The 24,200-nt window shown below is 67.9% G+C and carries 22 protein-coding genes and 1 tRNA gene; 10 read left to right on the forward strand and 13 right to left on the reverse strand.

The genetic code is table 11. From position 1 onward, the window contains the following. Nucleotides 1-214: 214 nt before the first annotated feature. From SACXIDRAFT_RS15925 to SACXIDRAFT_RS15935, 3 genes are all read left to right on the forward strand, one after another. Nucleotides 215-1,042 carry a universal stress protein gene (locus SACXIDRAFT_RS15925; RefSeq protein ID WP_006239626.1) on the forward strand — a complete coding sequence of 276 codons (828 nt, stop codon included), beginning with the start codon at nt 215-217 and terminating at the stop codon, nt 1,040-1,042. A gap of 64 nt (nt 1,043-1,106) precedes the next feature. Continuing rightward, entirely contained in the window at nt 1,107-2,324 is a 1,218-nt protein-coding gene (locus SACXIDRAFT_RS15930; protein ID WP_006239627.1) for a DUF5685 family protein, read from the forward strand. Nucleotides 2,325-2,502: 178 nt separating this feature from the next. Beyond that, nucleotides 2,503-3,492, forward strand: a complete 990-nt coding sequence (locus tag SACXIDRAFT_RS15935; RefSeq protein WP_006239628.1) for a glycoside hydrolase family 25 protein — start codon at nt 2,503-2,505, stop codon at nt 3,490-3,492. Between the two features lie 42 nt (nt 3,493-3,534). Here the strand turns inward: SACXIDRAFT_RS15935 and SACXIDRAFT_RS21835 are convergent, their stop codons facing one another. The 3 genes from SACXIDRAFT_RS21835 to SACXIDRAFT_RS15955 are packed head-to-tail and all read right to left on the reverse strand — an operon-like array spanning nt 3,535 to nt 6,427. After that, the gene (locus SACXIDRAFT_RS21835) at nt 3,535-5,622 is read right to left on the reverse strand and encodes a hypothetical protein (protein WP_006239631.1); all 2,088 of its coding nucleotides are present in this window, start codon (nt 5,620-5,622) and stop codon (nt 3,535-3,537) included. Next, nucleotides 5,619-5,927: a hypothetical protein gene (locus SACXIDRAFT_RS15950; RefSeq protein WP_006239632.1), complete on the reverse strand. Its 309-nt coding sequence runs from the start codon at nt 5,925-5,927 to the stop codon at nt 5,619-5,621. Before SACXIDRAFT_RS15950 ends, SACXIDRAFT_RS21835 begins: the two co-directional genes overlap by 4 nt. Next, on the reverse strand, nt 5,924-6,427 hold the full coding sequence (locus SACXIDRAFT_RS15955; protein WP_006239633.1) for a YbaB/EbfC family nucleoid-associated protein: 504 nt from the start codon (nt 6,425-6,427) through the stop codon (nt 5,924-5,926). Before SACXIDRAFT_RS15955 ends, SACXIDRAFT_RS15950 begins: the two co-directional genes overlap by 4 nt. 921 nt (nt 6,428-7,348) lie before the next feature. Between SACXIDRAFT_RS15955 and SACXIDRAFT_RS15960 the strand changes: the two genes are divergently transcribed. Genes SACXIDRAFT_RS15960 through SACXIDRAFT_RS23720 form a run of 3 tightly spaced genes read left to right on the forward strand, consistent with a single transcriptional unit; the run spans nt 7,349 to nt 10,522 of the window. Further along, nucleotides 7,349-8,179: an ESX secretion-associated protein EspG gene (locus tag SACXIDRAFT_RS15960; RefSeq protein ID WP_006239634.1), complete on the forward strand. Its 831-nt coding sequence runs from the start codon at nt 7,349-7,351 to the stop codon at nt 8,177-8,179. A 16-nt stretch (nt 8,180-8,195) separates the two neighbouring features. Continuing rightward, entirely contained in the window at nt 8,196-8,597 is a 402-nt protein-coding gene (locus SACXIDRAFT_RS15965) for a hypothetical protein (RefSeq protein WP_006239637.1), read from the forward strand. Between the two features lie 35 nt (nt 8,598-8,632). Next, on the forward strand, nt 8,633-10,522 hold the full coding sequence (locus SACXIDRAFT_RS23720) for a hypothetical protein (RefSeq protein ID WP_006239640.1): 1,890 nt from the start codon (nt 8,633-8,635) through the stop codon (nt 10,520-10,522). 130 nt (nt 10,523-10,652) lie between these two features. On the opposite strand, the gene SACXIDRAFT_RS15975 is transcribed toward SACXIDRAFT_RS23720, so the two are convergent. From SACXIDRAFT_RS15975 to SACXIDRAFT_RS15980, 3 genes are all read right to left on the reverse strand, one after another. Next, nucleotides 10,653-12,284 (reverse strand): ABC-F family ATP-binding cassette domain-containing protein, encoded by a 1,632-nt coding sequence (locus SACXIDRAFT_RS15975; RefSeq protein WP_006239641.1) that lies wholly within the window; start codon nt 12,282-12,284, stop codon nt 10,653-10,655. Between the two features lie 252 nt (nt 12,285-12,536). Then, nucleotides 12,537-12,713: a hypothetical protein gene (locus SACXIDRAFT_RS23340; RefSeq protein ID WP_006239642.1), complete on the reverse strand. Its 177-nt coding sequence runs from the start codon at nt 12,711-12,713 to the stop codon at nt 12,537-12,539. A gap of 137 nt (nt 12,714-12,850) precedes the next feature. Continuing rightward, on the reverse strand, nt 12,851-13,330 hold the full coding sequence (locus tag SACXIDRAFT_RS15980) for a YkvA family protein (protein ID WP_006239643.1): 480 nt from the start codon (nt 13,328-13,330) through the stop codon (nt 12,851-12,853). Between the two features lie 380 nt (nt 13,331-13,710). Here SACXIDRAFT_RS15980 and SACXIDRAFT_RS15985 point away from each other — a divergent pair, with 380 nt between their 5' ends. Next, entirely contained in the window at nt 13,711-14,241 is a 531-nt protein-coding gene (locus SACXIDRAFT_RS15985; protein WP_006239645.1) for a class IV adenylate cyclase, read from the forward strand. A 95-nt stretch (nt 14,242-14,336) separates the two neighbouring features. Next, the gene (locus tag SACXIDRAFT_RS15990) at nt 14,337-14,798 is read left to right on the forward strand and encodes a hypothetical protein (RefSeq protein ID WP_006239646.1); all 462 of its coding nucleotides are present in this window, start codon (nt 14,337-14,339) and stop codon (nt 14,796-14,798) included. 5 nt (nt 14,799-14,803) lie between these two features. On the opposite strand, the gene SACXIDRAFT_RS15995 is transcribed toward SACXIDRAFT_RS15990, so the two are convergent. Further along, nucleotides 14,804-14,877 (reverse strand) — tRNA-Leu (locus SACXIDRAFT_RS15995). A gap of 190 nt (nt 14,878-15,067) precedes the next feature. On the opposite strand from SACXIDRAFT_RS15995, the gene SACXIDRAFT_RS16000 reads away from it, so the two are divergent. Next, nucleotides 15,068-15,289, forward strand: a complete 222-nt coding sequence (locus SACXIDRAFT_RS16000) for a DUF3618 domain-containing protein (protein WP_005458635.1) — start codon at nt 15,068-15,070, stop codon at nt 15,287-15,289. Between the two features lie 45 nt (nt 15,290-15,334). Here the strand turns inward: SACXIDRAFT_RS16000 and SACXIDRAFT_RS16005 are convergent, their stop codons facing one another. Beyond that, on the reverse strand, nt 15,335-15,793 hold the full coding sequence (locus SACXIDRAFT_RS16005) for a hypothetical protein (protein WP_006239649.1): 459 nt from the start codon (nt 15,791-15,793) through the stop codon (nt 15,335-15,337). A gap of 193 nt (nt 15,794-15,986) precedes the next feature. Further along, on the reverse strand, nt 15,987-16,607 hold the full coding sequence (locus SACXIDRAFT_RS16010; RefSeq protein ID WP_006239650.1) for a TetR/AcrR family transcriptional regulator: 621 nt from the start codon (nt 16,605-16,607) through the stop codon (nt 15,987-15,989). 80 nt (nt 16,608-16,687) lie between these two features. Between SACXIDRAFT_RS16010 and SACXIDRAFT_RS16015 the strand changes: the two genes are divergently transcribed. Continuing rightward, entirely contained in the window at nt 16,688-18,196 is a 1,509-nt protein-coding gene (locus SACXIDRAFT_RS16015) for a flavin-containing monooxygenase (RefSeq protein WP_006239651.1), read from the forward strand. On the opposite strand, the gene SACXIDRAFT_RS16020 is transcribed toward SACXIDRAFT_RS16015, so the two are convergent. The 4 genes from SACXIDRAFT_RS16020 to SACXIDRAFT_RS16035 form a co-directional block, all read right to left on the reverse strand. Then, nucleotides 18,159-18,626 (reverse strand): helix-turn-helix transcriptional regulator, encoded by a 468-nt coding sequence (locus SACXIDRAFT_RS16020; protein WP_006239652.1) that lies wholly within the window; start codon nt 18,624-18,626, stop codon nt 18,159-18,161. The genes SACXIDRAFT_RS16015 and SACXIDRAFT_RS16020 overlap by 38 nt on opposite strands. 180 nt (nt 18,627-18,806) lie before the next feature. Further along, on the reverse strand, nt 18,807-20,318 hold the full coding sequence (locus SACXIDRAFT_RS16025; protein WP_006239653.1) for an LCP family protein: 1,512 nt from the start codon (nt 20,316-20,318) through the stop codon (nt 18,807-18,809). Between the two features lie 349 nt (nt 20,319-20,667). Then, nucleotides 20,668-22,863 carry a phospholipase A2 gene (locus SACXIDRAFT_RS16030; protein WP_040922712.1) on the reverse strand — a complete coding sequence of 732 codons (2,196 nt, stop codon included), beginning with the start codon at nt 22,861-22,863 and terminating at the stop codon, nt 20,668-20,670. Between the two features lie 101 nt (nt 22,864-22,964). After that, nucleotides 22,965-24,197 carry a GGDEF domain-containing protein gene (locus SACXIDRAFT_RS16035; protein ID WP_006239655.1) on the reverse strand — a complete coding sequence of 411 codons (1,233 nt, stop codon included), beginning with the start codon at nt 24,195-24,197 and terminating at the stop codon, nt 22,965-22,967. Between the last annotated feature and the right edge of the window lie 3 nt (nt 24,198-24,200).

Genomic DNA, 24,200 nt, shown 5'->3' on the forward strand with positions numbered 1-24,200 from the left:
GACCCAATCCGGGGCCGAACTCGAACTCGTCGAGGCCCTCCTCCTCACAGGGGCACGACGGTCGCAGGAGTGGACGAGGCCGCTCGTCACGCTCCCGCCGCTCTCGGCCACGCCGCTGACACCTCTCGGGTGACCCACCACCTCGATCCCCTCCCAGTTCCCGGCTAGCCTGGCTTTTCGGGTACATCACCGGCGGGCTGAAAGAGGTGGCCGCGTGCGACTTCGCAGGGTGCTCGTGGCCACGGACCTGTCCGAGGGTGCAGGGGCGGCAGTGCGGAGGGCCGCGAACCTCGCAGCCGCTCACGGTGCCGAGCTGACAGTGCTGTCAGTCCTTCCGCCGTCGCTCGCCCAGGATCTCTCCACCTTCGCGGGGCACGCCTTCGACAGCCATGTCGCCACTCACGCGCCTGCCTGGGCCGACGTCCGGCTGCGCACCGGCCCCGTGTCCGGCACGATCCTCGCCGAGGCCGCGGACCTCGCGGCCGACCTGCTCGTACTCGGCGCCAACGGAGACCGCGGTTTCGCGGGCGCATTCGTCGGCCATACGACGGCCAATGTCGCGCACGCCAGTGGCTGTCCCGTGCTGGTGGTGCGAACTCCGGTCAACGACGCCTCCGATTACGCCACCGTGCTGCTGGCCGTCGATGACAGTGACGAGGCACGCAGGGCTGCGGAGTTCGGAATGGCACTGACCCCCTCGGCCGTGCACATCGTCGCGCATGTGAGTGTGGTGATCGGCGAGCACCTGCTTCGGCTGCGGGGGCTCGGCGAGTCCGACATCGACGATCTCCGCGAGGCGAGTCTCGCGGAGATCCGGCCGAGGATCGAGGCTTTCGCCGCACGGCTCGACCCCCGGCCGGACACAGTCGTTGTCGGCCCGGGAACACCGCAGCGGGCTCTGCCGGAGCTGGCTTCGCGCTACCTGGCCGATCTGGTGGTGACGGGCAGTGGTTCGAGCACCCGCTTCGAGCGCGTGCTGCTGGGCGGTGTCGCGCAGAGCGTGTTGCGGCATGTGCGCTCCGACGTACTGATCGTCCGCTGATCACTCCGCTCGGCGCGGTTGTAAGCTCCTGCCTCGGCAAGATCGGTGACGTTGGGGGCTTCTCGTGTTCGGGATCATCCGCCCGTGCAGGCATCGGCTGTCCGCCGGCCTGCACGCGGAGTGGGTAGCGCACCTGTGCGGGCTGTGCTTGACGCTGCGCAACGAGCACGGGCAGCTCGCCAGGACGGCGACCAACTACGACGGGCTGGTCATCTCCGTGCTCGTGGAGGCACAGTCCGAGCACGAGGCGGGACGTCGCAAGGCGGGGCCGTGCCCGCTGCGCGGGATGCGCCGTGCCTCCGTGGCAGACGGCGAGGGCAGCAGGCTCGCGGCGTCGGTGTCGCTCGTGCTGGCTTCGGCCAAGCTGCGCGACCACGCCGAGGACGGTGACGGCGCGTTGCGGCGGCCGGTGCTGGCCGGGCTGGCCCGTTCCGCGGCGGACCGGTGGGCCCGGCGTGGGGGCGCGACGGCCACCGGAATCGGGTTCGACACCTCGCCGTTGATCGACGCCGTGGCTTCTCAGTCCACAGTGGAGCACTCGCTCGGCCATGGTGATTCCGTACTGAGCGCGACGGAACCCACCGAACTCGCGACGGCCGCCGCCTTCGCTCACACCGCCGTGCTCGCGGGCCACCCTGCGAACGTGGAACCGCTGGCCGAGGCGGGCCGGTTCTTTGGGAGGGTCGCGCATCTGCTCGACGCCGTCGAGGACCGCGACGACGATCTCGCATCGGGAGCCTGGAACCCGTTGACTGCCACTGGGACGTCGCTGGAGCACACGCACCGGTTGTGCGAGGACGCCGTGCGCGGTGTGCGGCTCGCCTTGCGTGACGTCGAGTTCACCCGCCCCGCACTGGCGCACGCGTTGCTGGTCCACGAACTCCACCATGCCGTGCGGCGCACGTTCGGCCACGCCGCCCGCCCACCCGGCCGCCATGAGAGCGGGTGGACGGCGGGAGCTCCCTCCGCCGGCCCGTACCGGGGGACATGGCCGGAGGGCGGGGTACCGCCGTACCCGGGCGAGCCTGCCGGTCCCACGCCGCCGCCGGATCACCATCCCATGGTCGGGGACGGCGATGGCGGGTGTTGCTGGGTGCCGAAGTTCCGCGTGCCGCCGAGGAAACGCAACGTGCTGCTGGGATGTCTTGTGGCGCCCTACATGTGCTGCACCTGCCAGTTCTGTTGCAGGGATCCGTGGCCCGGCCCGTGGAGCGGCCGCGCGCACGACGCCCTCTGCGACAACGGCGACTGCTCCGGCTGCGATTGCGGTTGCGACTGCTGAGCCACCGGCGTTTCGGATAGAAATTCCATTCGCGTTTTCTCCGGCGCTTTCACCCGGACAGCCGTCTTGTCAACGCACTCTCCGTACGGGTTTCATCACAGAGTGAAAACGCGCCGTCGATCGGTGAGGGAGGCGGACAGCACACCAGCTTGACGACGCCGAGTTCGGGGAGCGACCAGTGCCTATCTTCGGGATCGACATCTCGCATCACCAAGGAAGCTTCGATGTGGCGCGCGCGGCCCGCGAGGGCATCGACTTCTTCATCTTCAAGGCCACAGAAGGCAGTGGCTTCACCGATTCCCGTTTCGGCGAGAACGTCGCGAAGGCGAGGAGGACGGGGAAACCGTTCGCGGCGTACCACTACCAGCGGTCGGGGGTGAGCGCGGCGGCTCAGGTGGCCCACGTGCGAAAAGTGGTGCCCACCACCGTTCCCGTCATCCCCGATGTCGAGGCGAACAGCGGAGGCGTCTCGCTCACCCGTGAAATCGTGACGAGACTGCGTGACGCCGGGTACTCGGTGCCGCTGTTGTATCTGCCGAGGTGGTATTGGCAGCAGCTCGGCTCGCCCTCGCTGGCAGGACTGCCGCCACTGTGGTCGTCACGGTATCCGGACAACAAGGTCGGTGACATCCGCGACGAATACGCCGACGTGCCCGCTCACTACTGGAACGGCTACGGCGGTCTACGGGTCGCCGTGCTCCAGTTCACGAGTTCGGCCAGGGTGGCCGGACGTTCGCCCATCGACGGCAACGCCTACCGGGGCACGCTGACACAGTTGCGCGCCCTGTTCCGCTCGTCGGGCGGGGCCCCTTCGATTCCGCAACAGGAGGACACCATGCCCGTGCAGTTGCCCGTCGGCGCCCACGCCAAGAGCTTCCAGATCCCCGAGGGGGCCGACAAACTCGCCATCAACTGTCCTCACGGCGAAATCAGGGTGAAAGCGCTGCTGTTCGTGGGAAACCGGTACCCGGACGGCGAGGAGAAGGACGGACTGCCCAAGTTCGACTTCCGGGGAAACCCCACGCCGGACGGCGGTAAGACGGTGCACCGGTTGCGCCCCTGGAGGGTCGAGATTCCCAAGGGCGCAACCAACGGCGCGCTCTACTACGACTACCCGAAGCCCGACAGCCGTTACGAGTACCACGGTTCGCTCGACTTCGTGTTCTGAGCGTCTACTCGCACCGGGTCCGTCAGCGTCGGACGGCGGCGCTCACTCGTCGCTCCCAGCGTTCTCCAGCACGCCGGGAAGGCCCCACCTGATGAAGTCGATGACGCCTCTCGTGGCGAAACCTCGGAAGCCGTACGTCGGGTCGGTCAGAGTCCTGACGATGCCTTCCACCCGGTTGGCCGCCTGCGGTCCGAACTTGTCGGCAAGCTCGTTCTTCGACATGTTGAGGATGTCGTCGAACTTGTCCAGCCTGGCCTGACGGTCCTGCGCGGTGAAGCCGGGATTGCTCTCCATGTACTCGTCGAGCTTCTTCGACAGCGAGTCGCGGGCGATGTTCTGGAGCTTGTCGGGAAGTGGCTCGTGGGTCGATTGGAACACCGAACGGTCCGTGTTCCCGGTGTTTGCCGTGTCTCCCGTGTTGCCTGAGTTGCCTCCGTCGCCTGCGTTGTTGCCGTTGTTGCCGTTGTTGCCGTTGCCCGAGGCGTTCTCCGTGTTTCCCGGGTTGCCGGGGTTGTCCTGCTGGCCGCCTTGGCCGTCCTGGCCGTCCTGCCGCCCACCCTGCTGACCACCGTCCTGCCGCTCGCCGGGAGTGGTACCGGTGTTCGGGCCGTCGCCCGTGTCCTGGGTCGGCCTGCTGGGTGTGGGTGCGCCGTCGCCGTCGAGGGCCGACGAGATCGAGGACCCACTGCCTGTGCCGGGCGAACCGGGTGACGATGAACCACCAGCTGCCGGAGCTCCGCCGTGGGAGGGGAGATCGGTGGGCGGCTGCGATGTCGGCGGCTGTGGTGTCGGTGTTGGTGATCGGGGTGATTCGGGGAGGGGGATGTCTTCGGGTCGTTGTGGTGTGGGGGATTGTGGTGGGGTTTCGTAGACGGAGTTGCCGCTTGCGGGGGAGTCCGGTGTGGTGTCGGGTTGTCTGCCGACGTTGGTGTCCACGGTGAGGTCGGGCCTGCCGCCCGCGTTGGGCGGCGGGGACTGCCCGCCTGAAGCACCACCACTGGTCGGCGACTGATTCCCCGCGGTGCCGCTCCCACCGGTGCCACCGGAGGTACCGCCGCTCGCTCCACCGCCACCAGAGGTGCCGGTGGAGGTGCCGCCACCGGAAGCGCCACCACCGCTCGGACCACTGCCACCGGCCGCGCCACCGCTCGAACCGCTGCCGCCGGTGGAGGTGCCGACAGCGCCGGTGCCAGCGTTGTCGCCGCTGGGCCCACCACCGCCGGGGTTGCTGCCGCCGCTGGGCCCACCACCGCCGGTGCCGCCGGTCGCGTTGTCTCCTCCGCGAGAACCGCCACCACCCGCGCTGCCACCGGTGCCGCCGGGCGCCGCGGTCGGCCCGTCGTCAACAGCCCTGCGTGTGCCGTTGACGAAATCGTCGCCTGCCTGGCGCAGCTTCGTGAGACTGGAGAGGAGTTCCTTGAGCCGCCGGGCCAGATCGGCGATCTTCATTGCGATCTTGCCGAGAGCGATGCCGACGGTGGTGAGACAGGTGGTGAGGAAGATGGGGATCGAGGCCCCGAACGTGAACGGCATCGCTGCCGCCGCGGCGATCGCGCCTGCGATGAGTCCTGCCAGCGTGGCGGCGATGAAGTCGCGGACGGTGCCCCGCACCGCGCCGATGATGGCGCCCGCGATTCCCATGTTCTTCGCGGCGGACTCGACGTAGCCGCCGAGTTCCTTCAACTGGGCCGCCACGCCTTCCATGCTGGCCTTGAAAGCGTCGGCCGCCGCCCCGGCCCACTCCTTCATGAGGGCGTCCAGCTCGGTCGGGAGTTTCTCCGACCACGCGTCGAGCTTCGCCTTCTGCGCCTCGATGGCTTCCTGGGCCGCGCTGACTCCCTCAGGGTCGCCCATCATCAGATCCAGCGGCCAGCGGAAGGGGGTGACATGTTCGATGAGCCACCCGATCCCTGCGGTCAGCACCGTGCCGAGCGGGTCGAACACCAGGCCCAGCAGGTCGAGTGCGAGCCCGACGGAGCCGATGGCGATCGAGGTGGTGTCGTTCTCCTTGATCGCCTGGGCCAGGAGGTAGGTCGCATCGACGATGCCGGAACCGGCTGTTGGGGTATCGGTGATGACGTCCTTCGGATCGTGGAGATCGAAGTCGCCGCGCTCGTACCCGTCGCTCATACCGTGTACCTCGCGATCGTGCTCCGCACGGCGTCATCCTGCGCCTCGTAGGTGCGCTTCGCCGTGATGAGCTTGTCCTTGAGTTTCTCGACGCAGTCCGCGTACTCGTTGAACTGCCCGCTGGCCTCGGCGCAGTGCATGCTGGCACCCGCGCCGAACACCTGGCCCACGACGCCGAAGATTCCGGGGTCGGCAACGCAACTGCCGATCATCTCGCCTATCTCGCGAAGTGTGGCGGCAAGGTCGTCGAGCTGATTGCCGAAGGCGTCGAATGCCTCTGCTTCGGTCCGGAAACCCGCGCTCACCAGGGATTCACCTCGTCGTCCTCGTCCCGCTCCGGCCGACGGCGAGGTGCGGGCCTTGCCGAGGGCGGAGGAGCCACCGGCGGTTTAGGGCGCGGGTCCTCGTCCGGCTCCGCTGAGAACTTTCTGAAGTCCACTTCGGACTCACCGGGCTCGGCGGGAAGGAAACTTCGCACCATGTCGAGAGTCTGGCCACCGCCGATGACGGACTCCAGCGAACTCGCCACGGCGCGCGCGGTTTCGCGCTGCGCCTGGCCTACGGTTTCCATGATCACCGATGTCAGCCTGGCGGGCCCTAGTTCACAGGCGCGCTTGCCGAGTTGCAGGCTTTTCAACCCGCCGTTGGGGGCCAGGGTCACGGTGACGGAGCCGTCCCGCGAGGTCACCGTTGCCCCTGCCGAGGAGAAGGCTTCCTGCAACTCCGAAGCCCGTTCCTGCATCTGACGCGCCTGTCGTTCGAGGAAATGCTGAAGGTCCTCGCCTTCCCTCAGGTCCGGCTCCACACCCTACTCCTCTTCTCCTGAATTTCCGTCGTCATCCTGGCCCCTGGTGAGGCGGTTGACGATTGATTGTGGCCCCTGAGTCCGCGGTCCTGCTTCCCTTTCCGATGTCGAGGGAAAAGCTGGAAACGGTGTTCCATGCACTGATTCGCGGCGAGTCCTGTGCGTGGGCAGGCGCTGGCGGGAAACCCGAGCTGCCGTTTCGGAATCGGCAGGGCGCGGGTCGGCGAGCGTCACCGGACAGCGAGCCCGAAACGGTCCGCGTCGTGGCCTTGCGAACTGCTCGGACGAGTGTGGAACCGAGACGGCCTCGGTTTGCCGCACAGCGGCCTGAACCGGGTGGTGGCGTTCCCGGTCGTGCTCGTGTCGAGGAGTTGACCTGCCGGGAGATCCGGTCGTCGCCGGCATCGTCCGATCGCATAGGAAACCGCGATAAGACCAGGTCAGCTCGCCGATCAGCTCGGTGTTCCACGATGGTGCCGACTAGCGGCGGCGCCGGGCTCGCTGCCATGCGGTCGCGGGAGCGCGGGCGCCCCGCGTGGTCTGCCCGGCTCTGTCCGGCGATGTCGGGCGCCATCCGGAATTCCGCTCACGGTTCTTGTTGAGATCGCCACGTTGTCATTCTCGATACTGTTTTCGGGCATGCCGAATGAATGGACTTCGATGTCCGTGTTCCGGCTCGGTAAGTTCGGCGAATCGCCCTCGGGTAGTCGCGGGCGCGTCGCCGGCCGCCAATCTAGCGGCCCGCGCTCGAAGCGGTCCAGCATGAGAGGGAAGTCGCAGGAAAGCTTGCTCAGATGAGCGGTATCGGCGTTGAACATTGTGTACGCGGAGCCGGATGTGATCAACTGTGGGGCGTCCGCGACGAGGCGGGGTCCGTCTTCTCTATCTCGGCGTTTTCCGGAAGGGCGGCTTTCGAAAGAGGTGTCCGAAAGCTTTGAATTCGTGCTCGGCAGTGTGGAGGCCGACATCGTCGGGCAGGCGCTCGGCGTGGACGTCCGCAGGGCTCCGCTGCGGGTGCGCAACACGACCACCGACCCGGCTCGGCGTATTCGGCTGACCGCGATCGTGGGGCAGCGGCTGGCCGATCGCCGCTTGTCCACGAGCACGGCGTTGCACCCGTCGTTGCGCACGGCATTCGGCCTGTTCGCGAACTTCCGCGTCAGCGTGTCCATCAGCGGGATCGACGGTTTCGGTTCGCCTATCGCGGTCCTCGCGCTCACCGACGGGTCGCAGGCGCTGGGAGTGACCCAGAACTCCGGTGCCGACGAACTGCTGTTCTCCCTGTTCTCCGACGACGAACTCGTCGAGGTGCTCGCCGGTGTCCTGCCTCCGATGCCACCGGCTGAGGGGTCGGCGGTCACCGTTCGCGGCTCAGCCGTCGAACACACCACGGCGTGGGAGGAGCGCAAGGCAGCCGAGCGCGCCGAGGACGAGGAGGAGACCAGTGCCTTCGGCAACCTCCAGGTGGTGGGCACAGTCGCGGCCCCGCGCCCGCAACGGCGTGGGCATCGCCCCGGCGACGAGGACCGGCTGCGGCTCGCGCTCTCGGGAAAACGCCTCGGCGGTGGGCACATCACGGTGACAAGGAGCGCCGGCGCCGAGCCTCGCGCGCTGAGCTGGCTCGATACCGAGCAAGGCCGCTATCTGGTGCATGGCAGGCGCGGTAACGACGAGTTTCTCGCCACGTACGAACCCGCGAGCCGAGCCGACGTCGCGAGCGCTGTCCGTGACGTGCTCGCCCGCGCGTACTGACAGTCCGGAGTGGAATGTGAACGACAACAGTGACCGTGAGGAGCCGCTGAAGGCGCGCCGAGTGCTCAGTGGCGTGGAGTTGAAAAAGCTGGCCGTTGGGCATGGTTTCTCGGTGGACGAGACCACGGGCGAGCGCATGATCCGTGCTCTTCAGGACATCGTGGACGTCCTCGAACAGCGCTGGGCGGAGCTGGAGAAGCTGGGATCGGCACCGCCGTTGAGCACGACCGCGACGGCGCGCTGGATCTCCCAGCGGACCGTCGCGACCGCAGGCGACGAATACGGCCTGCTCACCCGCCTCCGGCAGGCGCGTGACGAACTTCCGCAGTACATCGAGGCGATTCGCGCGGCGAAGCGCGGCTACGCCGAGACCGAGACGGAACACCGCAAGGTGATCGACGGTCTCTCCCCGTCCTGAATCCCGCGACTCGACGAGAACGAGGTGTTGTCCCGATGTCCACTCCGGTCGAGGACATCCGTGCGGTGTCGGATCCCGCGAGCCCGAACTACGACCCCACCAGTCCGCACTACGACGTCACGGCTGACTCGTCGTCGCCGTTCTACGTGGGGCCGATCGAGAACTCGGCGGCTTCCGGCGACGACCTGCGGGCGCTGGTCACGATGTTGCTCGACGTCAACCCGCTGGTCAAAGCCCTGTCCGAACGGGAGAAGGACCAGCTGATCCAGCGGACGTACTCCGACACGCTGGTGAGTACGCGGCAGGGCCTCGACGAAGGGCTTGAGCTGCGGCCGAAGGACGAGCCCCCGCGCACACTGTGGGAGAACGCCTCTCACGAGCAGATGGTGGCGGCGATCGGCACGGACGCCGACTCGGCAGCCGTCGCCGAGACCTCCGAGGAGTGGGTCAGGCTCGGCAACGAGCTGTCCTCCCACCAGAAGATCGTCGCCGAAGCCATTGAGGACAGCATGGGCGACTGGGCTGGAGAGGGCGGTGACGCGGCCCGCAGACACCTCGCCGAGGTGGCACGCTGGCTGGGAAGCACCGCGCGGGGGGCGGTGCTGACGGGACGGCAGCAGCAGATCCACTCGCAGACCCTGAACGAGACCCAGAAGCAGATGGCCGCGAACCCGCCTGTCGAGTTCTCGCTCGACGAGGCCAACGCCGCGCTCGTACGCATCACCGACCCGGTGGAGTACGCCGCGGCTGCGGGGCAGGCGATGGCCGCGATGGAAGCGCAGCGGGCGGCCCGCGAGCAGGCGGCGCGGCTGATGCGGCAGTACGACGACACGATCGGCGGGGCCGCCGACATGCCGTTGTTCACGCCGCCGCCGAGGCTCGCGGGGGCGGGCGGGGCCGCACCGATGGCGGCGACGACGTCGATGATGCAGGGGCAGCCTGCCGAGCAGCTCGCCTCCACCCACCTTCTCAGCCGGCGCATGAGCGAGGCCGAGCAGGAGAGTGCTCTGCCCGTGAGCGGCGAGGCGGAGATTCGGGCCAGGCAGAGCGCCGCGCCGGGGACGGCCGTTCCACCGATGTCGCTTGAGCAGGCTTCCGGCGTCGCGGGCGCACCGGCCGCCTCGACGGGATTCGGCGGGCAGAACCCGGCTGCCTACACCGCACCGGCGCCCGAGGTGCCCGACTTCGCGGGTCTGCCAGGCGGGGCGGTGCCGGGGACGGGTTTGCCTGCGGACGGTGGCGCCACCGGCGGGGCCTTCTCCGTGCCGGACACCGAGTTCTCCGGACTCCCCTCGGACGGCTTTCGCGGCCACGAACTTTCCGACTACTCCCACTACTCGGCTACGTCGGCGTCGGGGTTCGCGACCCCGGACGGCGCCCAGCCCACTGGTGGCAGGGGGCTGAGCATGCCGTCGATTCCGGGCTCCACTCCGGACTCGCTGACTCACCGTCCCCCCGGCACGGGTACCGGACCCTACGCGGGGCCGCCACTTCCGGGATTCGATCCTTCCTCGTCGGCTTCGACGTCGTCGCCCCGCGCGAGCGCGGGAGGACGCGGCTTGCCCAGCGGGGGCATTCCCGGTGGTGTCACCGGGGGAGGTGCCGGAGGCGCTGGCCTCCCCGGCGGCGCCCCCGGTGGGGCATCCGGTTCGTCGGGAGCACCGGCGCAGAATTCCGGCATGGTCCGAGGCCCCGGCGCAGGCGACGGTGTGAGCCGGGCGGTCCAGCCGCTGCCGGGGCAGGCACGCGCGGGCGGGAACCTGCCGATGGCGGGTGGAATGCCGACCGCGGGCGCGCGGCAGCAGGAGGAGGACAAGGAACACCGGGTCGCGGGCTATCTCACCGACGAGGACGGCATCTTCGCCACGGAGGAAGTCATCGCTCCTCCCGTCATCGGCGACTGGAGCAACAAGGACTGGAAGTAGACCGTGCAGCGATGCCTCACCCGCTCGGGTTCTCTGCCGAGCGGGGTGGGTAACGCTCGCGGGACACAGTCGTGCGGGGGTGCCATGATCTCCACCCCTTACGGCCGAAATGCGCCTGTGACCGGGCTGGTCAGCCGTCCACCGAGTCCCCTTCGGACAGTCTGCCTTCGGCGAGCCGTAACCAGCGGTCGATCCCGACCTCGGCGAGGAACCGCCGATCGTGGCTGACGACCACGAACGCACCCCGGTAGGCGTTGAGCGCACTCTCCAACTGCCCGACGCTGACCAGGTCGAGGTTGTTCGTCGGCTCATCCAGCAACAGCAGGTGTGGTGCGGGCTCGGCGTGCAGCACGCAGACGAGCGTGGCCCGCAGCCGCTCACCACCCGACAGTTCGCCGACGGGAAGCGTCAGGTGGTGCTCTCCGAACAGGTACTGGGCCAGCAGATGCCGTCGCCGGGTGCGCGACATCGTGGGTGCGGCCTCGGCGAGGTTGTCGGCGACATTGCGTGAGAGGTCCAGCAGGTCGAGACGCTGTGATAGGTAGGCGACCCTGCCGTCGGCCACCCGGCTGAGCACCCCGTCCGGCCGCAGCTCACCACAGATCATCCGCAGTAGCGTCGATTTCCCGCTGCCGTTGGCTCCGGTCAGCGCGATGCGTTCGGGCCCGCGAATACTCAGTGTGAGCCCATCACCGTCGAACAGCGCCCGGCCATCGTGGTGCACCTGAAGATGACGTCCCTCGAACAACGTGCGTCCCGACGGCACGGTGGTCTCAGGGAGATCGACGGTGATCTTCTGTTCGTCGCGCAGGTTCCTGTCGGCCTCGTCGAGTCGTTCCTGCGCCTGGCGAACGCGGGCGGAGTGGGTGTCGTCGGCTTTGCCTGCCGATTCCTGCGCCCTCCGTTTCAGTGCACCCGCCACGATTTTCGGGAGTCCGGCCTCGCGCCCGTGGCGGGCGCCGGTGCTCGCCCTGCGGGCGGCGCGCTCACGGGCGAGTTGCCTGTCGCGTTTCTCTCTCTTGACCTCCAGCTCGGCCTGACGGAGGGTGCGTTCGGCGAGCTCCCTTTCCGCTCGCACGGCGCTGTCGTAGGCGGTGAAGTTCCCGCCGAAGAACCGCAGTTCGTCACCGTCGAGTTCGGCGATGCGCTGCATGAGGTCCAAGAGTTCGCGGTCGTGGCTGACGACGACGAGACAGCCGTTCCAGCTTTCGATGGCGTCGTAGAGCCTGCGGCGAGCGTGCAGGTCGAGGTTGTTCGTGGGTTCGTCGAGCAGGAGAACATCGGGCCGCTTCAACAGTTGGGCCGTCAGCCCGACGAAGGAGACCTGCCCGCCGCTCAGCGTGCCGAGCCGCCGATCGAACGCGAGCTCGCCGAGGCCGAGCCGATCGAGGTGAGCCCTGGTGCGTTCCTCGATGTCCCAGTCGTTGCCGATCGTGGTGAAGTGTCTCTCGTCGGCGTCACCGGACTCGACGGCGGCCAGGGCGTCGAGCACGGGCGCGATGCCGAGGGCCTCGGCGACGGTGAGTTCCTTCTCCAGCGGCAGATTCTGCGGGAGATAGCCGCAAACGCCGTTCACGGACACGCTGCCGCCCGAGGGTGTGTATTCGCCGACGATGAGCTTCAGCAGTGTGCTTTTGCCTGCGCCGTTGGGTGCGACCAGACCGGTGCGCCCCGCGCCGATGCTGAAGGACAGGTCTGTGAACAAGGGTGTGCCGTCCGGCCAGCGGAACGACACGTGCGAAAGGACCAGGGAGGAAGACATAGGAGACCTCGAAGGAAGAAGACATACCGGTGTCCGGTATGGAGCCGACGATGGAGGACCACGGTGGCGTTCGTCGCTCACCCGTGGTCGATCACGCTCCGGGACTCACCCGGAGACGTCGTCGCTGAGCACTTCCGATCTCCGTCCTACGGCAACAACGGACGACCCTAGCAGTGAGACGCAGCCCAGCGCATCGGATTTGCGCCGCGCAGGCGATGGAGGGTGCGGCGCACGCTGCCGCGCCGACAGGTGTCACACCGGTGGGCGCAGAGCCTGCCGGTAGCCGTGGCCGTCGCACCAGCGGCACAACCGTGACGTGACCACGGTCTGTGGCACACCACCGATGACCGCGCACTTCGGGTCCGGAACCCGGCCCTCCCCGTCGCAGGCGTTGCACAGTGCGCTCAGCACGACGTTGTCGTCGTCCATGCGGCTCCTCCCACGGTCAGACCGCCACGGTCGCACGGACAGCCGTCGCGGCCAACACCACCCCACGCCTGCCCGACGTGGCGAGGGCGTCGCCCGGTCCGTCCGATCTGTTCGGCGATTCAGGACGTGTGACCCGGTCAGGGTGCTGAGTCGGGGCCTGTCGCCTGCGGTGGTTGACGACGGTTCGCCTGGCGTTCCCGGCCCGGACGGCCCAGGCCGGCGAGCCGGCAGAGGGCATCGAAGCCGTCATCGCTGCCGGGCCAATGCGCTCGCACGGCCTCGACGCCTGCTCGGCGGACGACGGAGCGCAGGACAGCGGTGACGATGATGACGTCATCGGCCCAGCCGAGTAGGGGCACGAAGTCCGGGACGAGGTCGATCGGCATCGCGAGGTAGGCCAGGAGCAACGTGAGACGGATACGAACACCCCGGGGTAGGGCGCGGTCGGCGGCCAGCCTGCGCAGCAGCCGCACCAGGTCTGGCAGTAGCCGCAGCGACTCGCGGAGCACACCGGCACGGGGGCGCATCACCAGCAAGGCGGCGATCAACGCAAGCCACGCGACGAGCACGCCCGCTGCGCTGCCGATCAGCACATCGACCCAGCCTGTTCCGGTCATCGGGGTTGCCCTTCCACGGCGGTCAGGTGGACGCCTCGGTGCGGTCGCGACAGGACGAGAGCGAACAAGGCGGACTCTTCGCTCACACTCGCCAGTGTCCCTGTGTCCGGCCGCTCGGCGTGGTTGGCGTTCGTGTTCGGCATAGTGCAGTCGCCGTGCGCGAACGTGGCGGTGGCGGCGTGCCCTCCGCTGCTGCTGGCGGTCGAGTTGCTGAACCGGTGTGCATCCAGCGCATGGACCTGTGCATGCCGCTGGAGGAGTTCGTGACCAGCCCGAAGCGCGCCGAGATCCTCGCCCTGCGCGAAGCGGAGTACCAGCGGCTCACCGCCCGCCTCGCCGGATAACGTCCATCACTGATCACCATCGAAAAGGAGCCCGCAGTGCCCATCGAGCACGAAGCCAAGATCCTCGACATCGACCCCGACGCCATGCAACGGCTGATCCTGGACAAGGGCGGCCAGAAGCTCGGCGAGCGGTTCATGCGCCGCTATGTCTACGACATCACCCCTGGCGACCGGTCCACGTGGATCAGGCTGCGCGACACCGGCGACGAGATCACGTTGACCGTCAAGCAGATCACCAGCGACGCCATTGACGGCACCCACGAGATTGAAGTGGACGTCGATGACTTCGCCGCCACCAACGCGCTGCTGAACGTTCTCGGCTTCACCGCGAAGTCCTACCAGGAGACCAAGCGCACCAGCTTCATCCTCGACGGCGCACAGGTCGAGATCGACACCTGGCCCCAAATCCCCCCGTACCTGGAGATCGAAGCCGGGTCCAAGGACGAGGTGATCAGGGTCGCCGGACTGCTTGGCCACACCGAAGCAGACCTGACCGGCGAGAACACCATCAAGATCTACGCCCGCTACGGCATCGACCTCAACACCATCCCCGAGTTGCGTTTCTGACCATCGCCACCCGTCCACCGCACCCGGCACGACCTCATCGCCGATCGGCCCTGCGGGTGTGCGGCCCCCGCACGCCCACCAGGAGCCCGCCAGCCGTGAGCGCCATCGCCCACGAACAGACCCAGCACCGCGCCGCGCACGCCGACCGGCACGCCGAACTCACCGCCGTCGAGAACGAGATCACCAAGACCGGGCAGGCCATCGACCGGTACCTGGCCGCGTTCGAGCGCGGCACCATGGATGAAGAACTCGTCGCCGACCGGCTCACCGAACTCCGCGTCCGCCGCGACGAACTCACCCTCGCGCTCGACGACGAGCCCACCCCTGAGCCCACCACCCTGGCGGCGGTGGCCGATCACTTCACCGAGATCATCACCAGCGGCACCCACAATCAGGCCAAGGCACTTGTCGAAGCCCTCGTCGCCAAGGTCACCATCACCGGCCCGACCGGCTCATCCCGGTACTCTCCGCATCCCCAACCCCCGCAACAACGATGGGGCCGCACCCGCCCTAGCAGCGGAAACGGCCCCGAGCGGAGTGGTTCGCACAATGACTGAATCGGTGGGCCCGGTGGGACTCGAACCCACACTGGCACGGACCTAAACCGTGTGCCTCTGCCAATTGGGCTACGGGCCCGACACCGTGCAGCCTAACGCCTTGCCCCTCGCCACGATGTGAGCGGTGACGAGGTTCGCGCCACCCGGCCTCCGGGGTGGCCGTCTCGGGTCGATCCGCCGATGTGCCGGACGGTGTGGCCGGTGGGGCGGGCCTGCCTGCGGTGATCTACCGTGACAGCACGGCGAACAGTGCTTTTCAGGGAGGACACGTGGCGCGCGACCCCGAGACGATCGAACGCGACATCGAGAAGGCCAGGGAGGCCCTCGCGGTCACCCTGGACCGCATCGGTGAGAAGGCGAATCCGAAACAGCTCGCCGACTCGGCGCGGAGCACTGTCCAGGCCAAGTTCGACGAGCCGAAGGTGAAGTACCCGCTGATCGGTGCGGGTTTGTTGCTCGGCGTCCTGCTGCTGCGCAAGCTTCTGCGCTGAGCCGACGCCGAGCCGGGGGAGACGTCGCGGGCTGCCCGCGACGTCTCAGCCCACGTGGGCGTAGCGGCGTGGCGCGCCCTGCGGCTCGCGGCTCAGTTCCTTGCGCGGCACAGTCGCGGTCGCGGGCTTGCCGGTCTCCTCACCCTTCTTTGACACGCCTGTCTTCGACACGTCCTTCTTCGCAGCGCCCTCCTGCGCGTCGTCCTCCGGCGCCTGCTCTGTGGGCTCCAACCCCTCGTCGTCGCTCGCCACCGGTTCCGCAGGTGTCGCCAGGGTGAGCCGCGCGGTCATGTAGGTGGAAGTGAACTCGTACGCACTGCCGTTGAGCAGGTGCACGACCGTCGGCGCGTTGCCTTCGCCCGCAAGCTGCTCCACGAGCTGGTCGGCGCGGTCCCGTGCGGCGATGATGCCCGACGCTTCCCCGTTCAGCGTCTTGCCGAGACCGGACACGGTGACGGTCCAGTCCTCCTCGCGTTGCACGTACTTCGCCGTGATTGTCTGCATCGCCTGCTTCATCCCCTCTTCAGGACAGAGGCACGCTAATTCAGCAGGACGTTCCCCTGTCTTTATGACGATGATTCAAGTCTGTAATGCGACCAGCGGGCCAGCAACAGGAGGCGGCAGAAAAAGCTACCCACAGTGATAACACTCTCAGTCTGTAGCCACGAAGGGTGAACCTAACGGCCCGTATCGTCGATCATCGTGGCGCGAGGTGACGTAGGCCGCCCCACAGGAGATTCATCGTGTAGTCCGTGGCCGCCTGTGGAGTGATGTCCTCGTTTTGCTCGCACCAGATCGCCAGCCGCTCGCAGCCGCCGACCACGAACTCGGCCATGGCATGCGCCAGCGCGGCGTCGGGCACGTCAAGATGGCCCACCAGGAGAGAGGCGATGAGGTCTGTCTGCTGCCTGCGGGTGGCTTCGAGTTCGTCGGCCGCCGAGGTTCCGACGAGGCTCATCTCGTGTCGCAGCAGCGACCACGCCTGCCTCCGGTCGCGAACGAACTCGAAGAACGCCAGCAACCCCTTGCGCAGCGCGTCTTCCGCGCTCGTCGCCCCGAGTACAGCCTGCTCGGTGGCCACTCGAAGAGCCGACCGGGCAGTCTGGATGCACGCGAGCAACAGCCCTTCCTTCGACTGGAAGTACTCGTAGAGCATCGGTTTGGACACGCCGACCCTTTCGGCGATCTCGTCCATCGACGCGGCTGAGTAGCCACGCTCGGCGAACACGCTCTCGGCGACCTCGATCATCTGCTGTTCGCGTTCGGCTCGTGGCATCCGCCTGCGTCGCTGTGTCCGGGGCTTTGCAGTCGCGCTCACGATCGTTATCCTACCCGCAGTAACCTACTCCGGGTAAGGTGGACGCGGGGTAACAGGAACTGTCGCATGGAGGCACGGACATGGGCCATCGCACCGAGACCGGTGTCGTCATCGTCGGAACCGGGTTCTCCGGCCTCGGCATGGCGATCCAGCTGCGCAGGGACGGCCGCGACGACTTCGTCGTGCTGGAGAAGGCCGACGAGGTGGGCGGCACCTGGCGCGACAACACCTATCCGGGGTGCGCGTGCGACATCCAGTCCCACATGTACTCGTACTCCTTCGAGCAGAACCCCAACTGGTCCCGATCCTTCTCGCCGCAGCCGGAGATCTTCGGCTACCTACGCGGGGTGGCGACGAAGTACGGACTCTATCCCCTCATCCACTTCGGCAGGGAGATGACGGGTGCGCGGTGGGACGAGGGCGAACACCGCTGGCACGTCACCACGGCGAAGGGCGACGAGTACGTGGCCCGCTACCTCGTCTGCGGTGTGGGGGCGCTGCACCTGCCGCAGATCCCCGAACTCACCGGTGCGGAACGATTCACGGGCCCGGCGTTCCACTCGGCGAGATGGGACCACGACTTCGATGCGCGCGGCAAGCGGGTGGCCGTGGTCGGCACGGGAGCCAGCGCGATCCAGTTCGTGCCGAAGCTCGCGGAGCAGGTGCGCAGTCTGCACATCTTCCAGCGCACGCCGCCGTGGGTGATGCCGAAGCCCGATCACGACATGCCGGGCTGGGTCAAGAAGCTGTTCGCTCGTGTGCCGCTCGCGCAAAGGGCCTACCGCGACTTCCTGTACTGGACCCTGGAACTGCGTGCGGTCGGCTTCAACGGCGACAGGCGCATCATGCGACTCGCGCAGCGGGTCGCGAAGCGGCACCTCGACAAGCACATCTCCGATCCCGTGCTGAGGGCGAAGCTCACGCCGGATTACGTGCTCGGGTGCAAACGGGTGCTGATCTCGAACGACTACTATCCCGCGCTGGCTCGTGACAATGTCGAAGTGATCACCGAGGGCATCGCCGAGGTCACCGAGAACGGCATCCTCGACAAGTCCGGAACGGAACGCGAGTTCGACGCGATCATCTACGGAACCGGCTTCCACGTCACCGACGGCTTCGACCACCTCGACATCGTGGGGGCCGACGGCACCAACCTCGGCAAACGGTGGGCGAAGCACGGCATGCAGACGCATCTCGGCATCACGGCCAGCGGCTACCCGAACCTGTTCTTCCTGCTCGGCCCCAACACCGGGCTGGGGCACAACTCGGTGGTCTTCATGATCGAGCAGCAGATCCGGTACATCGCCGAGGCCATGCGCTACGTCGAGGCTCACGGAGCCGACGCCATCGAGGTGCGCGCCGACACGCAGGCGCAGTTCAACGCCGATATCCAGCGCAAGCTCGCGAACGGCATCTGGACGCGGGGAGGATGCAAGAGCTGGTATCTCGACTCGCAGGGCGTCAACCGCACCATCTGGCCCGGGTTCACCTGGCGGTACTGGATGCGCACGCGCAAGCTCGACCCGGCCGACTTCCGGCTCTCACGCCGCGCTACAGCGTCGCCGCGGACAACTTCCTCAGCCGCATGAGAAGGTCCTCGGTCCGCAGGTCGCACAGCGATGCGAGCTGCTCAAGGGTCGCCCTGTCGAAACGCACGTCGGCGGACCCGCCCGCGGCGAGCCTGCCGCGTGCCCAGCGGCGCAGCGGGAGCAGTTCGGGTTGTTCGTCGGCCACCACGTCGGCCAGATTGACCCGCACCTGGCCTGCTTCGTGGTCGAAGATCCTGTCGTGCACGCGTGCGAGCAGATTCTGCGGCAGCTCGTCCATCGCGAGGCACAGTTCGGCCAACCTGACGACGGAGCACTGCCGCGTGCCGAGTTCGTAGGTGGCGAGCGTCTGCAACGAGATCCCGCTTTGCAGGCGCTCGCCCAGTTCCTTGCGGGTCCAGCCGCGCCGGGTTCGCAGCTTGCGCAGTTCCTCGCCCAGGATTCTCTGGTACGTGTCGGTGTCGATCAACACTGGTGTCACCTGCTCATGCCGTTCGTCGAATCTTCTACGACATGTGAATGGGCGAAGGGGCTCGCGCTTACGCGGCGGGCGGAAGAAAACCCACCAATTCGACACTGTTGGCCCGAACGGCGCAGTCTACTGCGCTGTTCGGCGCAGCGGGCCTCCCTGTGGGGAGAGACGCTGATCGCTTCAGTTCACGCAGGTGACGCCGTCAGCGGTGATCGGTTCCTCCGCCGCCCCCTTGCCTGCCTGCGAAGGGGCCTTGGCGCCCGGTGCGTTGCCACCACCGGCTGGCCCTCCGGCAGCTGAAGCTCCGCTCGGGTCGTAGTCCGGCGCCAGCAGTACGCGCACGTGCCCTGAGGTGATCTCCGCGCTCTCCTCGACGGCGAGACCGCCGCCCAGCGCGTCGGCGACGGCCTGAGCGGAGGCGCGCTCGCCCGTCGCGGCCTGGACCACGCTCGCCTGCCGTGGCTCGTCGTTGGCGATTTCACCCTGCATGAAGCCCTGCGCGACCAGCGCCTCGGACACGGTGCCCGCGAGGCCCTGGACGTTCGAGGTGTTGTACACGTCCACGGTGATCTCGGCAGGTGAGGGGGCCGGCGGCTTGGTGACCTTCTTCCCCGACAGCTTCCCCACGAACTGCCTGACCTCCGCGGGATCCACCTGGACAGCCATCCCGTCGGGCGTGTCGTACTCGGGATTCACGATCGGGATGGTGCGGAACTGGATCTGCCCGCCCGTGAGCCCCTTGAGCTGCTGCGCGAAGGACAGGATGTCCCAGCCCTTGTTCACCACGACGGACTTCTGGATGGCTTCGACGAGATTGTTCAGCTTGGCTGGGTCGGCCAGCGTTCCGGCTGAGAGCACCTTGTTCGCCAGACCGGCGAGGAAAACCTGCTGCCGCACGACCCGGTCGAGGTCGCCCCGAAGGAGACCGTGCCGTTGCCGGACGAACGCGAGCGCGTCCACCCCGGAGATGGTCTGTCTGCCTGCCTTGAAGTTAGCGCCGGAGTACGGGTCATTCGTGTCCTGCTTCAGACACACGTCAACACCACCGATCGCGTTGGTGATGTCGTAGAAGCCGAGCAGGTTGATGGAGGCATAGTTGTCGATGGTCTGCCCGGTCAGCGCCTCGATCGTCGCGATCAGCGTCTTGGCGCCCTCCTGGTTGCTGCGCAGCTCCAGTTCCTTCTCGTCGGTGACGCCCTGGGCTTGCAGATCCTTCTTCGCCGCCAGCTTCCCCCTCGCATAAGCAGAGTTGAGTTTGTGCTGGCCGAAGCCTGGGATCGTCACGTAGGAGTCCCTCGGCATGGACAGCGCGACTGCCTTCTTCCCGTCATTGGGAACATGCAGGAGGATCAGCGTGTCGGTGTTGAGTTCACCGTCGGCCGCACCCGCGTTGAGCTTGGCGAGCATGTCCTGCGGAAGCGGGTTGCCCTGGGCGTCAACACGACTGTCCATGCCGACCAGCAGGATGTCGCGTGCCCCGTCGGCGGGCCGATCGGCGTTCGAGATCACATCGGTTGTCGTCAGCCCGTTGACGAGGCCCTCCATGGCAGCCCAGGCATAGCCGGTGACGGTGAGTACGAGCATGGACACGATCGCCAATGCGGCCCTCGCCCCGGCCCCTGAACCCTTGCGCCGGGCCGAGGTGGAGGACGTCGCCGGAGCGCCACCTCGGCCCGGCTGCCTGCCGGGCACGCGACGGTCACGGCCCTCTCCCGAGTGTGTGCGGACCTCGTCTCGTCCCGAGCGTGGTGCCGAGCCCGCTCGCGCGTCCCTGCCCGGCGGCTGCCTGCGTGCCTGCTGCGGCCTGCCCGCGCGGTCGGCGCCACCCCCGCGCGGATCGACGGATGGCTGCCCGCGACGCGGTTGGCGCGGGCGGCGCGGTTCGTCTCCCGGCGGTCGATTCACGCCAGGACTCCTTTCCGTCGCTGCTTCTCCCGTCAAGCGCCCTCACATGTTCGGACGCGCTGGCACCGGCTGCGGTTGTCGTAGAGTGCCACACGGCGAACGGCCGACACGGACACCACCCCAGTCAGTGGCTCCGTCAGCGTCGTAACGCCCGACCGGGGGAGGTCAGAGCGGTCACCGTGGTCGTGGCCGCAGCGGCGACGGCGGCGGTGCACGCGGCAACGTGCACCACAACGCCGAGCGAGTCGGGCACGGGTTCCGCCGTCACCGAGAGCAGCGGCGGAACGCAGGCCGTCGCCGCGAGCAGCCAGGCTCCCGGGGTGCTGGTCGAGCCGGTGCGCACACAGTGCAGCAACGACATCCCGAGCAGGAGATGCACGAGACTCTGCACCGGGTCGAGGAGCAGTCCGGAGAGGACGTCCGGTTCGGTGTTGAGGGTGGTCAGGGCGAAGCCGAAGACGCCGAGGACGGCGAAGCCGAATCCGGCGGCCGTCGCACCGAGGGACAGCAGCCGATCGAGCCTGCCCTGCGAGGGGCCCCACGCAGGCAAGGGTGGAGGGCCGTGCCACCCGTGCCACCCATGGCGCTCGATCCAGACGAAGACGAACACGGCAGGCCCGGCGAGCAGCGCGGTGGCCAGCAGCGCGCGGGACTGCACGGACGGGAAGTCGAATCCCTGTCCGAAATGCTGCGGTAGGTGCACGGCACCCACGAGCAGCAGCACCGCCGCGAGGAAGAGCAGGTAGAGGCTCATCGGTGCGCGAGAGGCCAGCCCCGCGGCTCTCAGCACCGACGGGCGGCACGCCACAGGAGCGAGCCTGGTGCGAACCAGCCCGAGCACTGCGATGTGGACCACACCGATCAGCAAGACAGCCGTCGTGGGCCCCGCCAGCGCGGGCGGGGCGTTGCCGCCATCGACACCGAGTACCGAAGGCGGCAGAACCCCCGTCGTGATGCCGATCGTCAGCGCACCGAGACCCGTCCCTGCGGCGATCAGCAGTTGGTGACGGCGCGGGGTGAACCCGTCGCGGTGAGCGAAAGCGGCCTGCTGCGCCAGCAGCGCGAGGGTCAGCGTGGCGAGATGGTGAGGCCACGACGCTGTGGTCAGCGTGCTCGCCCACTCCGCAGCGGCCAGCGCCAGAGCCAGCCCGAACGGCACCATCCTCGGTGCGTACCGGTGCGCCGTCCACATCAGAGGAGTGAGGATCACCGTCAACAGGTAGAAGCCGAGCAGCCACAGAGGGTGCAGTGCCACGCGGACAACACCTTCGATCGTTGCCGGCGGCACGCTCAGTACCTCCAACCCGAGCGGAACCGCGAAGGCCACGACGGTGAACACGAGCGTCAGCCGGAGCAACCAGCTGCCCCGGTGTGCGAGGTAGGACCGCACCCCGCCACCCGAACGAGCGCTGGCCTCCCAGGTGGCCGCGTTGCTGTGACCCGCGGCGAAGAAGAACAGCACCGCCGCCTGCGTCAGCCAGGTCAGTGGCCACAACCACGCGCCGTCCACGCCGGCCCAGCGAGTCAGCGCCACGGTCGATTCGCCGAGGATGAGGACGGCGAGGCTCATGACGCCGAGAAGCGTCCACGGCTTGGCGGGGACGACCTCGGAACGGTTCAGGGCAACTCGCCGGGGTTGCTCGGCAGGGCTGTCGAGCAGTGGCTCGCGAAAGCGGTGCCACAGCAGCACCGCGATCACCGCGACACCGGCGAGCAACGGCGACAACGGCTCCCCGATCGGTGGTCCCCACCTCTGATGCCAGGAGTTCACCACGAGACCGGCGGTGTAGACGGCGGCGACGCTGCGGCACAACTCGGGTGTGTCCCTTGGATTGACGTCACACGTCGCGTACATGTCCTCCGAGAGCCGGTCGTCGAGCTTCTCCCGGTATCCGGCGTCGAGCGGGCTGCCCTTCTTCTCCGCGTAGCGAAGGAGGTCGTAGCCGAGGTCGTGAGAACGGCACGGCGTCCCGAAGTCCCATCGCGTGCTGTCGTCGCCCCACGGCGCGGAGCAGCCACCACCGACGTGCACGGCTCTTTCAGTGCCGTCGAGCGCGCGCTGCGTCGCGACCTCGACCCCGGTCACGGTCGCGAAGTCGGCGGGAAGAGCAGACACAGCCTCAGCCGAGCGATGCGGATCGAGGAGTGCTTCAACGGCACGCTCGGCGGCCGTCACGGTGCCGTCGGCAGGCGCGTCGGTGGTACCGGCCGGTGTGGCTTCCGATCGCGAGGCCAGGAAACCGAAGCCGACCACGAGCAGAACGAGCAGTAGGAGCCGGGCGATGCCGCCCGACTTCCCCCGGCGTGTGTTCGGGGGCCGTCGGGCAGGCATGCCCACAGGGTGACAGTGTGGGCGCCGCTGTGTCATACGTATCCCCGAATCCGGTCAGGTGCTCTGGTCTCGTCCACGAGGTGGCACGGTCTCGTCACGGCTCAGGACGGGACAGAGGCGAAGCTCACCCGGTTACGGCCCGACTCCTTGGCCTCGTACACGGCCGTGTCCGCCGCTTGGAGCAGACCGTCGAGGTGGTCGGCGTGGCGGGGGAACACGGCAACTCCGATGGAGGCCGTCCTGCCGCTGATGGTGGCCTGCGCTCCCCGCTTGTCGGTGGTGGGTATGCGCAACCCCGCGATGGTCGTGCGTATCCGCTCGGCCGCGAGCTCGGCTGCTGAGGTGTCGGCGTCGGGTAGCAGCAAAAGGAACTCCTCACCACCGAAGCGGCCGACGACGTCGGCGGGCCGGGTCACGCTCGACAAGGCGTTCGCCACCGCCGCGAGCACGTCGTCTCCTGCGGGGTGCCCGAACGTATCATTGATCCACTTGAAATGGTCGAGGTCCACCATCAGCACCGAGAGCGTGCTCCCCGCGCGCCGCACCCGGTTGAGCGCGCGTTCGGCCGACTCGGTCCACCCGCGCATGTTGAGCAGACCGGTCTTCGGGTCGGTCACCACCGCGTCCTGAAGCTGGTCGATCTCCGCGAGCCGGTTGAACACGACCGTGACGACAGCCATGATCGCCACTGCCGGAGGCATGATGACCACGAGCACGGCGGTGACGGCGCCGAGACCTGTCGTGATGGCCTCGAGGAGGTTGTCGGTCTTGCTGCCGAGGACGGTACGCACAGTCGGCGACGGTGAACCCAGCGCGAGAATGCCGCCGACGTAGACGATCTGCACTCCCTCGTACACCGCGGCCGTGACGAGCACGAGGCCGAACTCCCGCAACGAACCCGAGGCGGTCAAGGTGGTCCAGTCCTGCGGTGACATCGCCGTGTAGGTGAGGTTGGCCAGCGCGGCAGCGAGCCCGTGTGCGATGGACGAGAAGACGAAGTGGTGCGCGGGCCTGCGCGCGGTGAACCAGCGCTGGAAACGGATGAGGACCACCAGCAGTACCGCGAGTGTGGCGGGGAGCACCAACGTCGCGGGAAAGACCCAGACCGCGGTGAGGTCGATCAGGACGGTCTTCGTCCGGTTGCGCCGCCGCTCCTCCTGACGGTGCGTGAGCTGGATGTGAACGGTCGCACCGAGCGCGAGGATCGCGAACTCCAGCCAGTCGGAGCCGACGGGCGCGGGTGCGTTCACAAACGACGCCGTGAAGCCGGGCACCGACAACATCTCCATGGTGAGGAGGAACACCACGAAGTGCCGTGGCCTCGTCCACAGCATCCA

Origin of the sequence: Saccharomonospora xinjiangensis XJ-54, assembly GCF_000258175.1 — a bacterium.
In the GTDB taxonomy this organism is placed as follows: domain Bacteria; phylum Actinomycetota; class Actinomycetes; order Mycobacteriales; family Pseudonocardiaceae; genus Saccharomonospora; species Saccharomonospora xinjiangensis.

Excerpts from the sequence above, each read along its gene's own strand:
- SACXIDRAFT_RS21835 (WP_006239631.1), bottom strand. The coding sequence starts at position 5,622 with ATGAGCGACGGGTACGAGCGCGGCGACTTCGATCTCCACGATCCGAAG.
- SACXIDRAFT_RS23720 (WP_006239640.1), top strand. The coding sequence starts at position 8,633 with ATGTCCACTCCGGTCGAGGACATCCGTGCGGTGTCGGATCCCGCGAGC.
- SACXIDRAFT_RS15975 (WP_006239641.1), bottom strand. The coding sequence starts at position 12,284 with ATGTCTTCCTCCCTGGTCCTTTCGCACGTGTCGTTCCGCTGGCCGGAC.
- SACXIDRAFT_RS23340 (WP_006239642.1), bottom strand. The coding sequence starts at position 12,713 with ATGGACGACGACAACGTCGTGCTGAGCGCACTGTGCAACGCCTGCGAC.
- SACXIDRAFT_RS15980 (WP_006239643.1), bottom strand. The coding sequence starts at position 13,330 with ATGACCGGAACAGGCTGGGTCGATGTGCTGATCGGCAGCGCAGCGGGC.
- SACXIDRAFT_RS16005 (WP_006239649.1), bottom strand. The coding sequence starts at position 15,793 with ATGCAGACAATCACGGCGAAGTACGTGCAACGCGAGGAGGACTGGACC.
- SACXIDRAFT_RS16015 (WP_006239651.1), top strand. The coding sequence starts at position 16,688 with ATGGGCCATCGCACCGAGACCGGTGTCGTCATCGTCGGAACCGGGTTC.
- SACXIDRAFT_RS16030 (WP_040922712.1), bottom strand. The coding sequence starts at position 22,863 with ATGCCTGCCCGACGGCCCCCGAACACACGCCGGGGGAAGTCGGGCGGC.
- SACXIDRAFT_RS16035 (WP_006239655.1), bottom strand. The coding sequence starts at position 24,197 with ATGCTGTGGACGAGGCCACGGCACTTCGTGGTGTTCCTCCTCACCATG.